General features: G+C 35.1%; 19 protein-coding genes. 9 read left to right on the forward strand and 10 right to left on the reverse strand.

Features of this window, described 5'->3' with window-relative positions; translation table 11 throughout:
* Positions 1 to 33: 33 nt before the first annotated feature.
* Positions 34 to 915, reverse strand: coding sequence for a 4-hydroxy-tetrahydrodipicolinate synthase (gene dapA, locus MR062_RS13210; protein ID WP_242205039.1), 882 nt, complete (start codon positions 913 to 915; stop codon positions 34 to 36).
* Positions 905 to 1,435 carry a DUF6913 domain-containing protein gene (locus tag MR062_RS13215; protein WP_394800543.1) on the reverse strand — a complete coding sequence of 177 codons (531 nt, stop codon included), beginning with the start codon at positions 1,433 to 1,435 and terminating at the stop codon, positions 905 to 907. Before MR062_RS13215 ends, dapA begins: the two co-directional genes overlap by 11 nt.
* Before the next feature lie 96 nt (positions 1,436 to 1,531).
* On the opposite strand from MR062_RS13215, the gene MR062_RS13220 reads away from it, so the two are divergent.
* From MR062_RS13220 to MR062_RS13230, 3 genes are all read left to right on the forward strand, one after another.
* A complete protein-coding gene (locus MR062_RS13220; RefSeq protein WP_242205043.1) occupies positions 1,532 to 2,254 on the forward strand; it encodes a 5'-nucleotidase C-terminal domain-containing protein in 723 nt (240 codons plus the stop codon).
* 2 nt (positions 2,255 to 2,256) lie between these two features.
* Complete coding sequence (locus tag MR062_RS13225; RefSeq protein ID WP_242205045.1) at positions 2,257 to 3,171, forward strand: bifunctional metallophosphatase/5'-nucleotidase; 915 nt, start codon at positions 2,257 to 2,259, stop codon at positions 3,169 to 3,171.
* Between the two features lie 66 nt (positions 3,172 to 3,237).
* Positions 3,238 to 3,621, forward strand: coding sequence for a DoxX family protein (locus tag MR062_RS13230; protein WP_242205047.1), 384 nt, complete (start codon positions 3,238 to 3,240; stop codon positions 3,619 to 3,621).
* On the opposite strand, the gene MR062_RS13235 is transcribed toward MR062_RS13230, so the two are convergent.
* The 5 genes from MR062_RS13235 to MR062_RS13255 all read right to left on the reverse strand — a co-directional run bounded on the left by MR062_RS13235 (position 3,616) and on the right by MR062_RS13255 (position 8,826).
* Positions 3,616 to 4,332, reverse strand: coding sequence for a hypothetical protein (locus tag MR062_RS13235; protein WP_242205049.1), 717 nt, complete (start codon positions 4,330 to 4,332; stop codon positions 3,616 to 3,618). The two genes, MR062_RS13230 and MR062_RS13235, sit on opposite strands and share 6 nt — an antisense overlap.
* A gap of 88 nt (positions 4,333 to 4,420) precedes the next feature.
* Complete coding sequence (ligA, locus tag MR062_RS13240; RefSeq protein WP_242205051.1) at positions 4,421 to 6,418, reverse strand: NAD-dependent DNA ligase LigA; 1,998 nt, start codon at positions 6,416 to 6,418, stop codon at positions 4,421 to 4,423.
* Positions 6,419 to 7,459 carry a hypothetical protein gene (locus tag MR062_RS13245; RefSeq protein WP_242205053.1) on the reverse strand — a complete coding sequence of 347 codons (1,041 nt, stop codon included), beginning with the start codon at positions 7,457 to 7,459 and terminating at the stop codon, positions 6,419 to 6,421.
* A 21-nt stretch (positions 7,460 to 7,480) separates the two neighbouring features.
* The gene (gene prmC, locus MR062_RS13250) at positions 7,481 to 8,338 is read right to left on the reverse strand and encodes a peptide chain release factor N(5)-glutamine methyltransferase (protein ID WP_242205056.1); all 858 of its coding nucleotides are present in this window, start codon (positions 8,336 to 8,338) and stop codon (positions 7,481 to 7,483) included.
* Positions 8,335 to 8,826, reverse strand: coding sequence for a GNAT family N-acetyltransferase (locus MR062_RS13255; protein ID WP_242205058.1), 492 nt, complete (start codon positions 8,824 to 8,826; stop codon positions 8,335 to 8,337). Before MR062_RS13255 ends, prmC begins: the two co-directional genes overlap by 4 nt.
* 36 nt (positions 8,827 to 8,862) lie before the next feature.
* Here MR062_RS13255 and ribD point away from each other — a divergent pair, with 36 nt between their 5' ends.
* From ribD to MR062_RS13270, 3 genes are read left to right on the forward strand one after another with little or no spacing between them, the layout of a single operon-like run.
* Positions 8,863 to 9,846 (forward strand): bifunctional diaminohydroxyphosphoribosylaminopyrimidine deaminase/5-amino-6-(5-phosphoribosylamino)uracil reductase RibD, encoded by a 984-nt coding sequence (gene ribD, locus MR062_RS13260; protein WP_242205060.1) that lies wholly within the window; start codon positions 8,863 to 8,865, stop codon positions 9,844 to 9,846.
* Positions 9,839 to 10,450: an HAD family hydrolase gene (locus MR062_RS13265; RefSeq protein WP_242205062.1), complete on the forward strand. Its 612-nt coding sequence runs from the start codon at positions 9,839 to 9,841 to the stop codon at positions 10,448 to 10,450. The genes ribD and MR062_RS13265 overlap by 8 nt, the downstream gene beginning before the upstream one ends.
* 3 nt (positions 10,451 to 10,453) lie before the next feature.
* Entirely contained in the window at positions 10,454 to 11,062 is a 609-nt protein-coding gene (locus tag MR062_RS13270; protein WP_242205064.1) for an IMPACT family protein, read from the forward strand.
* On the opposite strand, the gene MR062_RS13275 is transcribed toward MR062_RS13270, so the two are convergent.
* Positions 11,059 to 11,457, reverse strand: coding sequence for an acyl-CoA thioesterase (locus tag MR062_RS13275; protein WP_242205067.1), 399 nt, complete (start codon positions 11,455 to 11,457; stop codon positions 11,059 to 11,061). The two genes, MR062_RS13270 and MR062_RS13275, sit on opposite strands and share 4 nt — an antisense overlap.
* 191 nt (positions 11,458 to 11,648) lie before the next feature.
* Here MR062_RS13275 and dnaA point away from each other — a divergent pair, with 191 nt between their 5' ends.
* From dnaA to MR062_RS13290, 3 genes are read left to right on the forward strand one after another with little or no spacing between them, the layout of a single operon-like run.
* Positions 11,649 to 13,076, forward strand: coding sequence for a chromosomal replication initiator protein DnaA (gene dnaA / locus MR062_RS13280; protein WP_242205069.1), 1,428 nt, complete (start codon positions 11,649 to 11,651; stop codon positions 13,074 to 13,076).
* 11 nt (positions 13,077 to 13,087) lie between these two features.
* Positions 13,088 to 13,540: a low molecular weight protein-tyrosine-phosphatase gene (locus MR062_RS13285; RefSeq protein WP_242205071.1), complete on the forward strand. Its 453-nt coding sequence runs from the start codon at positions 13,088 to 13,090 to the stop codon at positions 13,538 to 13,540.
* Positions 13,541 to 13,583: 43 nt separating this feature from the next.
* Positions 13,584 to 14,300: an SAM-dependent methyltransferase gene (locus tag MR062_RS13290; protein ID WP_242205072.1), complete on the forward strand. Its 717-nt coding sequence runs from the start codon at positions 13,584 to 13,586 to the stop codon at positions 14,298 to 14,300.
* 6 nt (positions 14,301 to 14,306) lie between these two features.
* Here the strand turns inward: MR062_RS13290 and MR062_RS13295 are convergent, their stop codons facing one another.
* Together MR062_RS13295 and MR062_RS13300 are read right to left on the reverse strand one after the other, a co-directional pair.
* Positions 14,307 to 14,966 (reverse strand): peptidoglycan-binding protein LysM, encoded by a 660-nt coding sequence (locus MR062_RS13295; RefSeq protein ID WP_242205075.1) that lies wholly within the window; start codon positions 14,964 to 14,966, stop codon positions 14,307 to 14,309.
* A gap of 111 nt (positions 14,967 to 15,077) precedes the next feature.
* Positions 15,078 to 15,983, reverse strand: coding sequence for a DUF2279 domain-containing protein (locus MR062_RS13300; protein ID WP_242205077.1), 906 nt, complete (start codon positions 15,981 to 15,983; stop codon positions 15,078 to 15,080).
* Positions 15,984 to 15,985: the final 2 nt, after the last annotated feature.

Genomic DNA, 15,985 nt, shown 5'->3' on the forward strand with positions numbered 1-15,985 from the left:
ACAGCCCCAATAGGGTTTAAGTAATATTTAACACTATTTAAAATCGTTAACGAAGCCCTTAATTTTCGACTTTAGCTGTTGTGAAGCTGGCACTAATGGCAATCTAACAGAATCCTGGCATAAGCCTAATGCTTCAAAAACAGCTTTAATTCCTGCCGGATTATTCTCTTCAAAAATATAACCTATAATATCCATAAGTTTAAAGTGAATGCTATATGCTTCTTTGGCTTTTCCTTGCAATCCTAAACGAATCATATTCGAAAAATCTTTAGGGAACGCCTGGCCTATTACCGAAATAACACCTGCTCCTCCTGCTAAGACTACACCTAATGCTAAGTCGTCGTCACCAGAAATAACCAAAAAGTCTTCTGGTTTATCCTTTAATAATTGTAAATATTGAGCCACATTATTACCCGCTTCTTTTACTCCTACAATATTATTAAAATCGTTGGCCAGACGAATTGTGGTTTCTGGTTCCATATTCTTTGAAGTCCTTCCTGGCACATTATACAAGATCACATCTACTGGACAGGCCTCAGAAATGGCTTTAAAATGCTGGTAAAGCCCTTCTTGTGTTGGCTTACTATAATATGGTCCCACCGATAAAATAGCGTCCATATTACTTAAATCGGTAGTTTTTATTTCTTCTATAACTGTAGCTGTATTGTTTCCCCCAATCCCCAAAACCATAGGCACCCTACCATTATTAGCTTGGCTTATAGTAGCAATTACGTCTTGCTTTTCCTGTTTAGTTAAGGTAACACTTTCTCCTGTTGTACCACAAATCACCAAATAATCGGTGCCATTTTCAATATTGAAATTTACAATCTTAGTCAAGGCGTCATGGTCGATACTTAAATCGGTTTTAAATGGTGTAACCAAGGCCACTCCAGTGCCTAAAAATTTATTGTTCATCTTTAATCTTATTTAATATAGTTAAGTACTTAAAAACTTCGTTCTTAAATACCTTAAATTCGTCTAAATTGGTTTTAATTATTAAATCGTTAAGTCTAGGGTCTGTTTGTAAAATACCTATTTTAAATTTTGCCTTAGACAAGCCCGTGAGTAGCTTTAATTCTATTTCACTACTTGTATAATAACTAATTAAAACATCGAAGGGTTTATCTAGAAAAGCCTGCAACTCTATATTTTTTATTGCTCCACTCCAACCAATATCCTTTTGATTAAAACACAACTCCCAAAAATTAGGTTTTTCGGTTTTAGAAGGGGAAAAAGCTATCACTTTAAGCTTATTTGGACGAACATTCAAATGTGTGGCCAAATCTCTAAATAATTCAAAATCGTCTAACTCATCAATATTTATAATAACGCCCAAGCTACCAACTTTGCTATCGTCGACGTAAACCTTACGTTTAGATAACATTTTGTTTAAATACTTTTTATTAGATTTTTCCTTAAAACCCTTTAAAATCATTTAAATTTATACTTTGCGCAAAGGTAGCAAAAGTACAATCAATAAATCTGCAATTATATGAGGTTTACACATTTAATTTTTTTGTTAAATTTTTTAATGATTATTAGCTGTAAGGAAGAACCTTATAACCTTACTAGAATTGAAGGGAAAAGGATAGAGATCAATGACTCTATAAGTCCAAAACAAGATATTGAAACTTTTATAGAACCCTATAAAAACCATATTGAAAAAGACCTGGATAGCGTTATTGCATATGCCATGGACACTTATACCAAATCTAACGGCGAACTCAATACAGCTATTGGAAATTTCATGGTCGACGTGGTTTACGAACAGGCAAACCCTATTTTTAATAGCAGGGCCGGAAAAGACATAGACATGGTTTTACTTAACCATGGCGGTATTCGCTCTATAATACCTAAAGGAAATCTTAGAATACGTAATGTTTTTGAATTGATGCCCTTTGAAAACAAAATTGTTGTTGTTGCCTTAAAAGGAAAACAAATTGATAGTATGATAACGTATTTAAGCAAAGCGAAAAGAGCACACCCTTTCTCTAAACTTAAATTGACCTTAGACAAGAATTTCGAACCTATTTCTGCAAGCATTAAAGGCAAAACTATTGATGTTAACAAAACCTATTATGTAGCTACCAGTGATTATTTATATAATAATGGAGACAACATGAGGTTTTTTAGACCTAATGACAGTTTATATGACTTAAATTACAAGATTAGAAATGCGCTAATCGACTACTTAAAAAAAGTGGATACCATTAACCCTGTAATTGATGATCGATTTATTCAAATTAAAAAATAAACATGAAGCGTAGAGATTTTATACAGCAAGCAACAGCAGGAGCAGCTTTAGCTACATTAGGAGGTTATGGCCTACAGTCTTTCTCTGCTGTGAGAAAAAAAAAGATAACGATTCTACACACTAACGATGTCCATAGTCATATTACCCCTTTTGGCCCAGAAGACGGTAGAAATGCTAACAAAGGTGGAGTTGCCAGGAGAGCCGCTCTAATTGACACCATAAGAAAAGAAAATCCCAATTCCCTTTTATTGGATGCCGGCGATATTTTTCAAGGCACGCCTTACTTTAATTACTATGGTGGGGAGCTGGAGTTTAAGCTCATGAGCAAACTAAAGTACGATGCTGCAACTATTGGAAACCACGACTTCGACAATGGCATCAATGGTCTTTTTACCCAGTTACCCCATGCTGAATTTGATTTTCTTTCTGCCAATTACGATTTTTCAAATACGGTTATGGATACCCATACAAAACCTTACAAGGTTTTTATTAAAGAAGGGATTAAAATAGGGGTTTTTGGTTTAGGCATAGAACTAAAAGGATTGGTAGACCCTATGATGTTCAAGGAAACCAAATACCTAGACCCTATTGAAATAACCCAAGACATGACCCGTATTTTAAAGACTGAGGAGCAATGTGATTTAATTATCTGCCTATCCCATTTGGGCTATCATTACAAAAATACGCCCGATAAAGTAAGTGACCTAAGCCTTGCTGCTGCAACAAGTGATATCGATTTAATTATAGGAGGGCACACGCATACCTTTTTACCAAAACCCACCATAGTTAAAAATAAAGACGGCCATAATATGCTTGTAAATCAAGTTGGGTGTTATGGTATTTATCTTGGTCAAATCGATTTTTATTTTGATACAAACAATAATAAATCGGCCAACGGCACATCCATAATTGTTTAATTTTTTAGGTTTTGAAATGTATGGACTCCCAATTCGTCTAAGAAGCATATTTCCAATAAAAACATTATGAAAAAATATGTTCCCTTAATTCTTAGAATAGTTTTAGCCATTATTTTAATTCAAACACTTCGATTTAAATTTACCGCTCACCCTGATAGCATTTACATTTTTGAAACTATTGGCTTTGAACCTTACGGAAGGATAGGCATAGGCATTTTAGAGCTTATCGCAGGTGTATTATTATTAATTCCAAAAACCGTTTGGGCAGGCGCCCTACTTAGTCTTGGGGTAATATTTGGTGCCCTTGTATCCCATTTAACCATTTTGGGCATTGAAGTGAATAACGATAAAGGCTTGCTTTTTTACACTGCACTAATTACATTCATTCTATCTTGCTCTATACTCTACTTATACAGAAAAGACATTCCTATACTAAAACATAAATCATAGTTCATCAATCAAAAGTCTTTTTGACTTTACATACTCCATTTTAGACTGTCTTAAGAGTGTTAAAAATGCCAACAAAAATAAAGTTGTTGATAAAAAACTAAGCAAACGCTCATCTTTAATGTACAAGTAAGCTACTCCAATAACTTCAGCAAATACAATACACAAGGAACCTAAAAACAATAATAGGGATTTCTTGTCATCTCTATGAAAATAGTTTAATAATGCAGCAGATAAAAGCACCAACATAACAATATTATACACCAATTCGAGAGCATACTCTTGCGGTATTGATATAAATGGTGCAATAATATCTTGTAAAAAGTAAATAATGTATACATCTAATGCTGTTAAAACAATTAAATGTATTTTAAAATTTTTGAATAGATGGGCAACAGAATCCTTCTTACATATTTCTAGTAACAAGGTAAAATATGCTATAACATATAGCCCGTTACCAATGAAATAACTTATTAGATGAGGGATAACACGACCAGCCAATAAGTTCATTATTTCAGAAACAGAAAAAAAGATCAAGAAAAGAGAAAAAAAGAGCGTTTTTTTCTTAACCAACAAAAAATATATAATAGCTATAGCTGGGCAAATTAACGAGCTTAAACTAGAAGCTATTTCTACCTCTTCATTGAGAAGATAAACTACAAAAGCAGTATAGAGTATCAAAACAAAACTCAACAAGGCATTCGACTTGTACATAACGCAGGTTTAAAGTTATGCGACAAACATAATAAAATTATTGCAATTAAACGTAAAAAACTTGCTTTTTATCGATATTTATTAAAATTTATTCTATTTTTTGTAAGAAATCATACTCACTTATTATAGCAACACCTAAAGTTTCTGCCTTCTCTTTTTTACTTGGCCCCATATTTTTACCTGCAACAATGTAAGTGGTCTTTGACGAAATGGAACTACTCACTTTACCCCCATTGTTTTCTATGAGTTTTTTTAATTCGTTTCTGGAGATGGTTTCAAATACTCCAGTAACAACAACAGTATCTCCTTTAAGCTTATCGGTTTGTCCTATAAGCTCATCTTCAGACAGTTCTAATAGGAGGCCAAACTGTTTTAAGCGATTTATAATAATGATATTTTCCAATGAAGAAAAGAATGCCACAACACTCTCAGCAATTTTATTACCTATTTCATCTACATTTACCAAATCTTCTTCCGAAGCTTTAGCAATAGCATCGATACTCTTATAGTGTTTAGCCAATTTTTTAGCAACAGTTTCACCAACATAGCGAATTCCTAAAGCATAGAGCACACGTTCAAATGGTATTTTTTTAGACTGCTCGATACCTTTTATCAAATTATCTGCACTTTTTTCCGCCATTCTTTCCAAAGGAATTACCTGATCCTTGGTTAGTTCATACAAATCGGAAAAATTACTAATCAATCCCTCATTAACCAACAATGCCACAGTTTCTCCTCCCAAGCCTTCTATATCCATGGCTTTTCTGGATATAAAATGCTGAATACGACCAATAATTTGTGGTTTACATCCATTATAATTGGGGCAATAATGTTGTGCCTCTCCTTCTTGTCTAACCAATGCCGTATGACACTCTGGACATTGTGTTATGTATTCTGTTGGCTTAGAGTCAACAGTGCGTTTCGTTAAATCTACCCCTAATATTTTAGGAATAATCTCTCCACCTTTTTCCACATAAACCTCATCTCCCACTCTAACATCCAACTTTTCAATCTGGTCGGCATTATGCAAGGATGCCCTTTTCACAGTCGTTCCAGCCAATTCAACTGGTTCTAAGTTAGCTACAGGTGTTATAGCCCCTGTACGCCCTACTTGATAGGTTATACTGTTTAGTTTGGTTGAAACCTGCTCAGCCTTAAACTTATACGCCATGGCCCAACGGGGCGCTTTAGCTGTATACCCCAACTCTTCTTGTTGTTGTAAACTGTTTACTTTTATCACTACACCATCGGTTTCATAAGGCAACTTATGCCGTTCGTCATTCCAATAATCTATAAAAGCAAAAACCTCATCTATAGACTGGGCTAATTTAGCAGCGTGGGGTACCTTAAACCCCCATTGTCTGGCTTTTTCCAAACCTTCAAATTGGGATTTAACACCTAGATTAGTTCCGGTTAAGTTATACAGTAAACATTCCAAAGGCCGCTTGGCGACCTCAGCACTATCTTGTAACTTTAAGCTACCAGATGCCGTATTCCTAGGGTTTCTATAAGGCTCTTCCCCTATCTCTATTCGTTCTTCATTCATTTTTTTAAACCCTTCAAAAGGCAACACAATCTCCCCACGAATATCAAACTTAGGCGGATAATCCCCTTTTAATTGCAATGGCACCGATTTAATGGTTCTTATGTTGGCTGTCACATTATCTCCTTGAAAACCATCACCCCGTGTTACCGCCTTAACCAACTTCCCTTCTTCATAAGTAAGGCTTATAGACGCGCCATCGTACTTTAACTCACAAGTGTATTGAATGTCGCCTTCTACTATCTTTTTAATGCGCTTTTCCCAATCCAATAAATCTTCCTTAGAATATGAGTTATCCAAAGAATACATGCGGTGCTCATGCACTATGGTTTCAAAATTCTTAGTCACTTCTCCTCCTACACGCTGTGTGGGCGAATTGGCATCAAAAAACTCCGGATGTTTTGCTTCAAGTTCTTGTAGCTCTTTTAGCTTGATATCGAATTCATAATCTGATATAGTCGCATTGTCTAAAACATAATAGTTGTAGTTATGCTGCCGTAGCTCTTTTCGTAAGTTTTCTATGTGTTGTTTAATATCTTTCATTTAATCTCCTTGATGTAAATATTTATATTTTCCGTCCTTAAAATATAACAGTCCTCCACTCCCTTCTTCTTCCCTTATACCAACCCCAGTATTCGGGATAGTAATTGCTTTCTCCCCAATTATATCTGAGGTCTCCTCATCAATTACCATTTCATATTGTTGTTTGTTATCATCTAAGGTCAATTTATCCAACCAGCTCATATCGTCCCATTCAAATCCAAACTTTGTTCCCGCACCAACAATAAAATATAAATTGTCTTTGTGAAAAAATATCAAACCTACTTTACCAGATTTAATCTCCTTTACCAAATAAACAACATCCTCCTTTCCATCTCCATTGAAATCAGCCTCCAAGTAATTTGGTAAAGTTCTGTACGATAGTCTAAATAGTGAATCCAAATTATTATTATTGAATAAACTTCTCTGTAAATCCAAAAAGCAATTTCTTTCCACAATAATTTTATTCACTGTATCATTCTCAAAGTAAAACTTTGAAGTAAAATTTTTAGAATAAACATTAATCACCCCATAATCCTTGTGATACTCTTCATTTTTCAAGTAACCAAGTAGCGAATCCAAATGCATTCCTACATATAATTCCCTCCAAGGTTTTATAGATTCATCTGAAATATCAATGGACAAAAACTCTTCATTGGCCTTCTCTCTATTCCATTTATATTTATCATCATTCACATATACTTCTAGCTGGTTAACTTTTTCATTATTAGTCTTACTTAAAATATTATACTCTCTTTGAAGGTGATAACTTTTATAGCTACAGAAGGAGTCCATATATTTAGCATCCACCATACTTGATGTCACCCAAAAATTATCATCATCCAATGTGTAAGCCTTAATGTTTATCGGAGGGACATCAAAATCTATATCCCTTATAGACTCTTTAATCAATGAATCATTTATCTTCTCAATCAAATTCAGTTTATCATAATCAATATTCCTCTCTTTTTCCTTACAATAAAAAAAAGAAATTATTAATAATACACCAACTAATTTTTTTTTCATTTCCATGGATTCCTGCATCCGCAGGAATGACAATTAAACTCAAAGCCCCCCTTTTACCATCCTATCTTTCTTAAAGACATCCTGTTTTAATTCTATGTTTGAAAACTGATGTTTGCTTAACAACGCCTTCATAGGATGACCAAGATATTCATTGATCTCAAAAAACAACAAACCGTTTCTCGATAAATTATTAACAGCAAATTGTGAAATAGCCTCATAAAATAACAACGGATTATCGTCTTTTACAAAAAGTGCCAAATGGGGCTCGTTATCCAAGACGTTAGGTTTCATCAACTGTTTTTCCTGTTCCCTAACATAGGGCGGATTGGACACTATAACATCAAATTTTAAGCTCTTAAATGCAACGCTCCAAGTCTTCGGACTTAAAATATCCTCATTAAAAAAAGTGATATCAACATCATTAAGCTCTGCATTAGTTTGCGCCATCCTTAAAGCTTCTTTAGACACATCCAGGGCACAAACTTTTGCTTTTGGCAAATGCTTTGCCAAGGAAACCGCAATACAACCACTACCCGTGCCAATATCTAGTATTTTTAATGTTCCATTATTAATTTTTAATTCATCCAATATCCATTGCACCAATTCTTCGGTTTCAGGTCTGGGTATTAAGGTATGTGAATTGACCTTAAAGGGTAGCCCATAGAATTCCGTTTCACCTAATATATATTGTATGGGTTGCTGTTGCTTCAATAACCATAGGGCTTCTAAAAGACTTTTAGCGTCATCGACCCGATAACTAGGCTTCATAACCAAATCCAACCGAGATACATTATAATAATGATCAATTAATAAGTAAAAGAAACTATCCACCTCTTCATAAGGGTATATAGCATCAAGCTTTTCGTGAAATGTGTGTTGAACCGTTTTTAGCCTCATAATTCCTTGATCATCCAAACGCCACAAGAATAGTGCCCTGTATTTCCCAAGGCTTTGTCAAGGTGCTTAAACCCGTAACTTTCATAAATATGAATAGCCGCTTTAAGTTGTGGTGCCGATTCCAGATAACATCGTTTATATCCTAAAGTTTTAGCCGATTTCAAACAAATTTCAAAAAGTTGCCTCCCAAAGCCTTTACTCCTGACTTTTGGCGAAAAATACATTTTTTGGATTTCACATACATCATCCTCAAAATCCTTTAATGGCTTAATGCCTCCACCACCCACGACTTCACCTTTCAAATCGATGACATAATACACCTCATTATCATTTTGATAAGATTCGTACATTTTTGGGGTTTCAGCATCACTATAAGCCGTACCTTCCAAAGGAATATTAAATTCATGAAAACAGGCTCTTATCACGTTTTCAATCTGCTTATTGTCAGCAGGTTCTATTTTTCGAATTACGATCGTATCATTACTCATTTTAAAGCCTTAATTTTGTCCCGACGATTAATCGGGATGAATATACATGAAAAATACATAAAACGCTGTATAGAAATTGCTAAAAATGGTCTTGGCTCCACAAGGCCAAACCCTATGGTTGGCTGCGTTATTGTTCACAATAGCACCATAATAGGGGAAGGATTTACGAGTGCCTTTGGCGGTAATCATGCCGAGGTCAACGCCATACATTCGGTTTTAGACCAAACCCTTTTAAAACAAGCGACACTTTATGTAACTCTTGAACCTTGTTCGCACTTTGGCAAAACCCCGCCATGCAGTGATTTGATAATAAAACACCAAATTCCACATGTGGTTATTGGATGTATTGACGATAATGAAAAGGTTGCTGGAAAAGGCATTAAAAAATTAATGGACGCTGGATGCAACGTTACCGTAGGTGTGCTGGAAGAAGCCTGTAAAACGCACCACAAACGCTTTTTCACTTTTCACAATAAAAAGCGCCCATATATAATTTTAAAATGGGCAGAAACCAACAATGGATTCATCGCTCCCATCACTAAAAATGAACAAAAACCAGTTTGGATCACCAATGCTTTTTCCAGACAACTGGTACATAAATGGCGCACCGAAGAACAGGCTATTTTAGTTGGCACCAATACAGTTGTACAGGATAACCCAAGTTTAACCGCAAGGGATTGGACAGGAAAAAACCCTATTCGCATTGTTTTGGACAAAAACAAATCGCTTTCTAAACACTATAATGTGTTTAACGACAGTGCACAAACAATTGTTTTACAAGAACATGCAGCCAAAGACATTAGCAACAAACTTTATGAAAACCAGATTAATTCCATAATCATTGAAGGTGGCGCAAAAACCCTTCAATTATTTATTGATGCCAATCTTTGGGATGAAGCCAGAGTGTTTACTGGAGCTGTTACCTTTGAAGAAGGAGTAAAAGCCCCAAAGTTTTCTGGACGGTTAATTTCCGAAAAAACGATAACTACAGATAGCCTTAAAATTTACAGTAATGATTAAAACCATTGTTTTCGATTTTGGAAACGTATTTATTAACCTAGATATTGAAGGTGCTTTAAGCAGAACCTGCCAAACATTAAACATCGATATCTTTTCTGAAGAAATAACAGCCGTCAACAGTTTATACGAACAAGGATTAATTACCACCGATGAATTTCTTGATTTTTACGCAAATCACTTCCCTGGCCAGTCAAAAGAAACATTAACCGAGGTTTGGAATTGTATACTGAAGAATTTCCCTAAACACCGTTTGGATTTTTTAAAAGAATTAAAATCAACCTCAAAATACAAACTCATTTTATTAAGCAATACAAACGAGCTCCATATCAATTGGATTAAAGAGAATGTGCCTTTTTATAATGATTTTAAAAATTGTTTTGACGCCTTTTATTTGTCACATGAAATCAACCTAAGCAAACCAAACCGTGATATTTTCGAATTTGTCTTAAACGAAAACAACCTAAGCCCAAGCGAATGTCTTTTTATTGACGATAACCAGGCCAATATAGAAACCGCTAATCGCATTGGTTTTAAAACATGGCACATCAACCCCAACACAGAGGATGTTACCACTTTATTAAAAACCAAAAACTATTTATTTTAACAATTGATTGAAAAGGATACATATAAAACTATAGAAAATGTCACAGAACCTGTTTTGTTTAAAGACAAGAACAGCAAGTTTTACGGTTATGTCTTTCCTGTTTTAAATGAAGATGATGTCAAGCAACATTTAGAACAACTAAAAAAGGAGCATCATGCGGCCAGACATTGGTGCTATGCCTACCAAATAGGAACCGAATCCATAATGTATCGGGCAAATGATGATGGCGAACCAAGCAATTCTGCAGGCATGCCCATTTATGGCCAAATACAATCTTTTGAAGTCACCAACATTTTAATTGTTGTTGTTCGCTATTTTGGCGGTGTTAAACTTGGTGTTGGCGGGTTGATAAACGCCTATAAAACAACGGCACAATTAGCCTTAGACCAAAGCCACATTATTACCAAAACCATAAATATAAACTACCTTATTAGTTTTGAATACAAGAACATGAATAAGGTGATGCGTATCATTAAAGAAAAGCAACTTCACATTACAAATCAAGTTTTGGAACTCGATTGCAAAATCACCATATCGGTAAGAAAAAAAGATGCTAAATTGATTTTTAATCTGTTCGACAACATATTTGGCATAGAGGTAAAAGCCATTTAACCACCAATAGCATCCAATATATATTTTGGAGCCCGCATGGGTTTATTGGTTTTCATATCAATAAACACCAAAGTTGTCGATGCCGTTGTTAAAATTTCACCTTTGTCGTTGGTTATTTCGTAATCAAATTCAATTTTAGCCGTGGGTACTTTTTTTAGTTGAGTCTTTACATGAATTACATCGTCGTAACCCGCTGATTTTTTATAGTTTAAACTTAAAGAAACAACAGGAAGCATCACACCGCTTTCTTCCATTTTTTTATATGAAACCCCTAACTTTCGCAGCCATTCAATTCTCCCCATTTCAAGATATAATGCATAATTTCCGTGGTATACCACTCCCATTTGGTCTGTTTCGCCATATCTCACTCTTATTTGTATTTCATCGATTTTCATAAGGATAATTAAATATTTTTTCGTAGTTTCGGCTAGCACCTAAACATGCATAAAAAATTCTAGAAATTCAATAGCAAATGATTTTTTTTTTTAGAATTTTGTTCACATATTTGCTTAGCTTTTACGGGGCGCCATGAAAAGTTATTTTTCATATTAAATTCTAACTAACAAAAACCAAATAAAACTAAAAAATGAGTAAAACTGCGCAAACGGTATGGAATAATTGTCTGAAATTCATAAAAGATAATATCCAACCGCAAGCCTACAAAACATGGTTTGAGCCTATTATCGCAGTTAAGCTTACAGATAATGCTTTAAGTATTCAAGTACCCAGTAAATTCTTTTATGAATGGCTTGAAGAGCATTATGTAAAAATCCTTAAGGTATCACTCACTAAAGAACTAGGGGAAAAAGCCAAATTAGTTTACATTATTAAAATGGAAAACACTTATGGCAATAAACAGCCCTTTACAGAAAAAATCCCAAGTGCAAACAGATCTGCGATGAAATCGCAGGAAGTCGATGTACCTTTAAATAATAAAAATCCCGAGTTACGAAACCCGTTTGTAATCCCTGGTATTAGAAACGTAAAAATTGAGTCTCAACTCAACCCTAATTACAGTTTTGAAAACTTCCTAGAAGGCGATTCAAATCGTTTGGCAAGAAGTGCCGGTCTGGCTGTTGCGGCTAAACCCGGAGGAACATCATTTAATCCATTATTAATTTTTGGAGGAGTTGGTTTGGGAAAAACCCACTTGGCTCATGCTATTGGGGTAGACATAAAAGATAAATATCCAGAAAAAACGGTTTTATATATTTCTGCTGAAAAGTTCACACAACAATACATAGAATCGGTAAAAAAGAATAACAGAAACGATTTTATTCATTTTTATCAACTTATTGATGTCTTGATCATAGATGACGTGCAGTTCTTTTCTGGAAAATCCGGAACCCAAGACGTGTTCTTCCACATATTTAACCATTTGCACCAAAATGGCAAACAGGTAGTTTTAACCAGTGATAAAGCCCCTGTAGACATGCAGGATATAGAGCAACGTTTATTATCGCGCTTCAAATGGGGATTATCTGCCGAGCTACAGCACCCCGATTTTGAAACCAGGGTATCTATTTTAAAGAATAAACTGTACCGTGATGGTGTAGAAATGCCAGACGATATTATAGATTACGTAGCAAAAAACATAAAAACCAATGTTCGCGAGCTTGAAGGCGCCATTATTTCACTTATTGCACAGTCTTCCTTTAACAAAAAGGAAATCACCCTTGAACTTGCCAAACAAATTGTTGAGAAATTTGTAAAGAACACCAAGCGCGAAGTATCTATAGATTATATACAAAAAGTAGTATCAGACTATTTCCAAATGGATATAGATACCTTACAATCCAAAACGCGCAAACGCCATATTGTGCAAGCTAGACAATTGGCCATGTTCTTTGCCAAAAAGTTCACCAAAGCCTCTTTAGCCAGTATTGGATCCCAGATTGGTAAGCGAGATCACGCAACAGTACTACATGCCTGCAAAACAGTGGACAACCTATCTTCAACCGATAAGCAATTTAGAAAATACGTTGAGGATATCACCAAAAAACTATCTGTTTAAATACTATTGTAATGACTAAAATTTTAATGGTTTGCTTGGGAAACATTTGCCGTTCTCCATTGGCAGAAGGCATTTTACGTTCAAAATTGCCTTTAGATAGCTTTATGGTTGATTCTGCCGGTACCGCTAATTACCATGTGGGAGCCAAACCGGACAGACGCTCTGTTGCTGTTGCCCAAAAATATGGCTTGAATATTTCTAACCTAAAAGGACGGCAATTTAACGTTAGGGATTTTGATACTTTTGATCACATATTTGTTATGGACGAGTCTAACTATAGCAATGTCGTATCACTAGCCAGGCACGAAAAAGACAAAGAAAAAGTCAAGTTTATTCTAAACGAAGTATACCCCAACCAAAACTATAGTGTTCCAGATCCATACTATGGTGGCGATAGCGGTTTTGAAAATGTTTACAAAATGCTGGATGAAGCCTGCTCAATAATTGCTGAACGATTAACTTAAAATTAGTATTTTTAACACCTACTTTCATCTTTAAACAACTAACATGGCTACAGCACATGGAACATTATATTTAATCCCTACAACACTAGGTGATAATGCACCTTTGGAAGTGCTTCCCATTTCTGTTAAAAAAATTATAGAACAAACCGATGTGTTTATTGTTGAAAACGAAAAAACAGCAAGGCGCTTTATAAAAAAAATCAGTTCTGGTAAATCGCAATCAGATTTACAAATGTTTCACTTAAATAAGTTCACCAACCCTATAGAATTACCTGAATTTCTTGCCCCTTGCTTAAAAGGCATTAATGTTGGCTTATTATCGGAAGCTGGTTGCCCTGGTGTTGCAGACCCAGGAGCCGATATTATAAAACTGGCTCATGAAAAAGGCATTAAGGTAGTACCTTTGGTGGGACCTTCATCTATATTAATGGCCATAATGAGTTCTGGACTCAACGGTCAAAATTTTGCATTCAATGGCTATTTGCCAATAGATAAAGACGAACGAAGAAAAGAAATTAAACGATTAGAACGATTGTCTTTCGACTACAATCAATCGCAACTATTCATCGAAACACCTTACAGGAACAATAAAATGCTGGAGGATTTATCCAATATTTTATCTGGCACCACCCAAGTTTGTGTTGCTTGCGATATTACTTTACCCACCGAATATATAAAAACCATGAGTGCCATCGATTGGAAAAAAAATATGGTAGATCTACATAAAAGACCTACCGTATTCATTATTCATAAAAGCTAAATAGCCCTAAATAGCTTTAGCTTTTCTGTTTGGTTTTAAAAATGTGGTGTCATAACCCGAAAATCGCTTTAAGTAATACGATACTGTTGTACCATTACCATCGGCAAAATTATTAAGGCCATAACTTCTAAGGTATTTTTTTACATTACCTGGCCCCGCCAAATGAGCCGCAGCCAATATACCAGACTCTGTAACCACTATACCATTTATTCGTTTTCCAACAAAGTTTTTAATATCCCTTCTTAAAATCCATTTATTGCGTTGTGCATTGGCTATAAAAGCTTTCTCTTGAAGTTTAGGGTCCTTTAAAAACTTAACAGGGTTGTGTATTCCAATTAATTTTAATGTTTCCTTACCAAATTGGTATTTACCAAGATAACCAAACCTATTAATACAAGCATAGTTACCTCTGGACTCCTTAAAGGCTAATGCCTCTTTAAATCCAACAAATGATTTTCCTAAATAAGGGGAAAACGTTTGGGTTCTTTCATTCGATACATCGATATTGCTGGCAATACCTTCATCAAGACCTACACTATAGTTTAGCTCAAGGCCTTTGGTTGAATACTCACTCAAATCTATCGTTTCATTAGCTGAAAACGATGCGTACAATAGAATAGAAATTGTAAGCGTCAGGGCCGAATAACTTGCAATATTCTTTATCATAATTTCTAAATTTCTTCAGCAATTTTCCAAAGGAAGACCACTTGAAAATTTGAGCGTGCAAAATTAGATATTTTTTTTATCTTTTCAAAATTACTCGTTTATGTGCGTTTTTTAGTAGTACAATAGATGAAATGCACTCCCTTTTTTGCTGAATTCCAAAGCAGGAAATGGCACTTTAATGGTATTAAAAACACTAAAAACTGACTTCAAAAAATGAGATTTTGTTCTAATTCTATTCAAATTTACATCAAAACTTAAATAGAATTGACGTCGCCTGTTGTTATTTGTCAACAAAATATTGTCAACATCTTCCACCCCCTGTAACATCCCGTCAGCACTATATCCTACAGCTATATTGAGCCATTTGGGAATATAGTTTTTTTTGAAAAAATCATGCACATTAATACTTAACCAATAAGTTTGCCCATTATAATCCTTTAAAATTTGCTCCAAAAAACCTGCTCCTAATTTGTCTGGGTTTAATGCTGCATATCTTGTTTGATGGAAAGAAAATTTTAAATGGACACGCTGTTCATTCCAAAGTAGCTCCTGGCCAACATATAGTCCTGTTCCAGCTGCATTTGCAACAACATCGCCCCAAGAAAAGCCCCATTCTTGCGAAAAACCATCAAAAACTTCAACAGCAGTAAGGAAGCCAAAACCTAATGTAGCACCATAAATTAGTTGCTCTTTTTGGCTTACACCACTCCAATGCAATACTTCGGCTCCTACCCTTCCCATTTGGTACGATGCATACACATGTCCCAACTTATCCATTTGTAACCATTCATTATTATCATTTGTGGTATGGAACTTAGAACGCTCAAAATCGGCATACCATAATTGATCCAACCCTATCAATGAAATGGTGGCTAAAGATGCTTCGGAAATAATTACAGCATTTCGGCGGGGTATGTTTAAAGTATCGGAAGGCTTGAAAAAATTATCCAGCCCAGACTGTGAAAAAGATACAATAGACAGTAAAAAGAATACGCATTTTAACACATGACCAGCCATTG

Origin of the sequence: Aestuariivivens insulae, from assembly GCF_022662195.1 — a bacterium.
Lineage (GTDB): Bacteria > Bacteroidota > Bacteroidia > Flavobacteriales > Flavobacteriaceae > Aestuariivivens > Aestuariivivens insulae.

Coding starts and splice junctions, on each gene's coding strand:
- dnaA (WP_242205069.1), top strand. CDS start 11,649: ATGAGTAAAACTGCGCAAACGGTATGGAATAATTGTCTGAAATTCATA.
- MR062_RS13220 (WP_242205043.1), top strand. CDS start 1,532: ATGATTATTAGCTGTAAGGAAGAACCTTATAACCTTACTAGAATTGAA.
- MR062_RS13290 (WP_242205072.1), top strand. CDS start 13,584: ATGGCTACAGCACATGGAACATTATATTTAATCCCTACAACACTAGGT.
- MR062_RS13300 (WP_242205077.1), bottom strand. CDS start 15,983: ATGGCTGGTCATGTGTTAAAATGCGTATTCTTTTTACTGTCTATTGTA.
- MR062_RS13235 (WP_242205049.1), bottom strand. CDS start 4,332: ATGTACAAGTCGAATGCCTTGTTGAGTTTTGTTTTGATACTCTATACT.
- MR062_RS13215 (WP_394800543.1), bottom strand. CDS start 1,435: ATGATTTTAAAGGGTTTTAAGGAAAAATCTAATAAAAAGTATTTAAAC.
- MR062_RS13275 (WP_242205067.1), bottom strand. CDS start 11,457: ATGAAAATCGATGAAATACAAATAAGAGTGAGATATGGCGAAACAGAC.
- dapA (WP_242205039.1), bottom strand. CDS start 915: ATGAACAATAAATTTTTAGGCACTGGAGTGGCCTTGGTTACACCATTT.
- MR062_RS13225 (WP_242205045.1), top strand. CDS start 2,257: ATGAAGCGTAGAGATTTTATACAGCAAGCAACAGCAGGAGCAGCTTTA.
- MR062_RS13285 (WP_242205071.1), top strand. CDS start 13,088: ATGACTAAAATTTTAATGGTTTGCTTGGGAAACATTTGCCGTTCTCCA.
- prmC (WP_242205056.1), bottom strand. CDS start 8,338: ATGAGGCTAAAAACGGTTCAACACACATTTCACGAAAAGCTTGATGCT.
- MR062_RS13255 (WP_242205058.1), bottom strand. CDS start 8,826: ATGAGTAATGATACGATCGTAATTCGAAAAATAGAACCTGCTGACAAT.
- ligA (WP_242205051.1), bottom strand. CDS start 6,418: ATGAAAGATATTAAACAACACATAGAAAACTTACGAAAAGAGCTACGG.
- MR062_RS13295 (WP_242205075.1), bottom strand. CDS start 14,966: ATGATAAAGAATATTGCAAGTTATTCGGCCCTGACGCTTACAATTTCT.
- MR062_RS13265 (WP_242205062.1), top strand. CDS start 9,839: ATGATTAAAACCATTGTTTTCGATTTTGGAAACGTATTTATTAACCTA.
- MR062_RS13245 (WP_242205053.1), bottom strand. CDS start 7,459: ATGCAGGAATCCATGGAAATGAAAAAAAAATTAGTTGGTGTATTATTA.
- MR062_RS13230 (WP_242205047.1), top strand. CDS start 3,238: ATGAAAAAATATGTTCCCTTAATTCTTAGAATAGTTTTAGCCATTATT.
- ribD (WP_242205060.1), top strand. CDS start 8,863: ATGAATATACATGAAAAATACATAAAACGCTGTATAGAAATTGCTAAA.